The following is a 3,117-nucleotide window of genomic DNA, read 5'->3' as shown; positions in this document are numbered from 1 at the left end:
CTTAAATTCACGAAAAATCAATTTAATTAAAATGTTTACGTTGATTAAATCGATTTTAATGATTACCATAATTCCTGAAGGTAACTTGCTGCATTGCAGTAGTTGTAAAAACCGCTTTGGATGATGCTGGGTTCAAGGCTTGAAAGCGAGTACGGGACCTTCATTCGCTTTTTTGATAGTCCAATAAGATAAACTCTCATGTCACACTCAACACACTTGACCTTCCTCCAGTATGTTTTGGGACAGGAGCTCCCAAGGCGGATTGCCGACACGGCGATCCTGGCGATCGCCGCCAACGCCGTCGCCTATTACGTTTTCCACGCAAGTCTGTCAGACGCGGCGCCGGTGCACATGGTGCTGCTGTATTTCTGCTGCGTGCTGGCGTTCATGCTGTTCGCCCAGCTCGATCTCTACATCGCCTGGCCGGAGCGTCCCGCCTCGGCCACGTTCATCCGGCTGGCGGCGTCCTGGGCGCTGGTCCTGATCCTCGGCATTTTCATGAGCCGCATGGTGCACGGCATCGGCCGCATCTCGCATCACTGGCTGCTGTACTGGTACCTGACCAGCATGGTGCTGCTGCTGCTGTACCGCTTCGTTTCCCATGTAGCGCTGACGCGCATGCATAAGCAGGGTTTCAACTTCAAGCGCGTGATCATCGTCGGCTACGGCGAGACGGGGCAGGAAATGCACAGGCGCGCCCTGCAGCAGCCATGGATAGGTTATGAGGTCCATGCCGTGGTCGGCAGCGCCGAACAGACTGAAAACCTGCAAGATGCCAATATCGCTCGCATCAACAAGCTGGAAGACATCCATGCCTACGTCAGCGCCAACCAGATCGATGAAATCTGGATCACCTTGCCGATGAGCGCGGCGGCGCAGCTGCGGCCCTTGCAGATCCACCTGCGCAATACGCTGGTGGACATCCGCTGGGTGCCGGATACGATGGCGATCCAGATGATCAGCCGGCGCATGACCAACTTCCTCGGCACTCCGACCGTCGAGCTGAACCGCCCTGCTCCCAGCGGTGCGCGCGGCATCTGCAAACACCTGCTGGACAAGCTTTTTGCATTGGTAGCGCTAACGGCCCTGACTCCGCTGTTCGTGGCGATCGGCGTCGCCATCAAGATCTCCTCGCCGGGACCGGTATTTTTCAAGCAGGTGCGGCTGGGCCTGAACGGCAAGAAATTCATGATCTACAAATTCCGTTCGATGAAACTGCACCAGGAGCACAACAAGGTCACTCAGGCTACCCAGGGCGATCCGCGCATCACCAGGATCGGCCAGTTCCTGCGCCGCACCAGCCTCGACGAGCTGCCGCAGTTCATCAACGTCCTGCTGGGCGACATGTCGGTCATCGGCCCGCGCCCGCATGCCATGCAGCATAACCAGATGTATGAAGAGCTGCTGGACCTGTACATGGTGCGTCATCGCGTCAAGCCGGGAATCACGGGCTGGGCCCAGATCCATGGCCACCGCGGCGAAACCGACACCCTGGAAAAAATGGAAACGCGGGTGCAGTTCGACCTGCACTACATACAGAACTGGTCGTTCCTGATGGATTTCCGGATCCTGCTGTGGACCGCGTTCAAGGGATGGAGCGGCAAGACCGCCTATTGATCAAAGTTTGCCTGGGCGCTACTTGTTTGCAGCGCCTTTTTTTACAAACCTATCTTCAAGAGTCATCAGCATGCATAAAAAAATCACCAAAGCCGTATTTCCCGTCGCCGGCCTCGGCACTCGGTTCTTGCCGGCCACCAAGGCCAGTCCCAAGGAAATGCTGCCCGTGGTAGACAAGCCCTTGATCCAGTATGCGGTGGAAGAAGCCGCCGCCGCCGGCATCACCGAGATGATTTTTGTCACCGGCCGCAACAAGCGCGCCATCGAAGACCATTTCGACAAAGCCTACGAACTGGAAGCCGAATTGCTGGCCAAGAACAAGCAGGCGCTGCTGGAAGTGCTGCGCCAGATCAAGCCGAAGAATGTCGAATGTTTTTATGTGCGGCAGGCGGAAGCACTGGGCCTGGGCCATGCTGTCCTGTGCGCCGAGCGGCTGGTGCACGGCGAGCCGTTTGCGGTGATCCTGGCGGACGACCTGCTGGATGGGACCACCCCTGTCATGCGCCAGATGACCGATCTGTATGCGGACTATGGCAGCAGCATCATCGGCGTCGAGGCGATCGCGCCGGTGCAGAGCCGTTCCTACGGCGTGGTGGCAGGCACGCCGACCGGCGACCGCCTGCACAAGCTGCATGGCATCGTGGAGAAGCCGGCGCCGGAAGACGCGCCGTCCAATTTGGGCGTGGTCGGACGCTATATCCTGAATTCGTCGATTTTCGACCACCTGCATACGCTGCAGCCAGGTTCCGGCGGCGAACTGCAGCTGACCGACGGCATTGCCTCATTGCTGGCGCAGGAAGAGGTGATGGCCTACCAGTTCGAAGGCACACGTTACGACTGCGGCAGCAAGCTCGGTTACCTGCAAGCCTCGGTAAAGTTCGCGCTGAAGCATCCCGAAGTCAAAGAGGAATTCCGTGAATTCCTCAATAACTTCATCGCCGACAAGATCTAGTGCAGTGCGCGTGAAGTTATAGACTTATCTGACCCGGTATGCTCCGACCTCCCCAGGAGGTTGGAGCGAAAGTGCCGGCCATGGCCAGACCCGTCTCAGGGGTAGTAGTAGCCGGCGGTCAGTCCGACCGACGAGTACGCACTGCGCCCGTGGATCCCGATGTAGGCATCGCCGGGCGGGGGATTGCTGATCCCGATGGATTCGTTGCTGCCGTTGACGTAGGGGCGCTGGTCCCAGGCCGTCAACGACGGGAGCCCGCCGAAGCGGAGGTACATGTCGCCATCGCCAACACCGGCGGGGCCGGTCATGTCGATGTTCAACTGCTTGACGCCGGAGGGCACCGTGACCCTGTAATAGCTCCAGCTGTCGGTGTCGCCCGCCAAGCCTTGGACAGTCCGCTTGTTCACGAGTTGGGTAATGGGTGGCCGGGTGTCCATCTTGAAGGTGCGCACCATGGCGTCCCATCCGGCCCCAGGGCCGTCGCTAGGTGAGCCGCTGGTCCATGCCACTGCAAAATTTCCCACCGGATCCATTGCCAGACGCGGGTT

Annotated in this window: 3 protein-coding genes; 2 read left to right on the top strand and 1 reads right to left on the bottom strand. The window is 58.7% G+C overall.

Going from position 1 to position 3,117, the window contains the following annotated elements; genetic code table 11:
* The first annotated feature begins 198 nt into the window (after window positions 1–198).
* Window positions 199–1,617, top strand: coding sequence for an undecaprenyl-phosphate glucose phosphotransferase (locus tag JWQ61_RS04640; protein ID WP_304359485.1), 1,419 nt, complete (start codon window positions 199–201; stop codon window positions 1,615–1,617).
* Between the two features lie 70 nt (window positions 1,618–1,687).
* Entirely contained in the window at window positions 1,688–2,569 is an 882-nt protein-coding gene (gene galU / locus JWQ61_RS04635; RefSeq protein WP_304359484.1) for a UTP--glucose-1-phosphate uridylyltransferase GalU, read from the top strand.
* A gap of 95 nt (window positions 2,570–2,664) precedes the next feature.
* Here the strand turns inward: galU and JWQ61_RS04630 are convergent.
* On the bottom strand, window positions 2,665–3,117 hold a 453-nt coding region (locus tag JWQ61_RS04630), incomplete at its 5' end, for a PPC domain-containing protein (protein ID WP_304359483.1).

Source organism: Collimonas fungivorans, from assembly GCF_028292705.1.
GTDB classification, from domain to species: Bacteria; Pseudomonadota; Gammaproteobacteria; order Burkholderiales; family Burkholderiaceae_D; genus Collimonas; species Collimonas fungivorans_B.
Note: the sequence above shows the minus strand (reverse complement) of the source record. Positions and strands in the feature narration are given on the sequence as shown.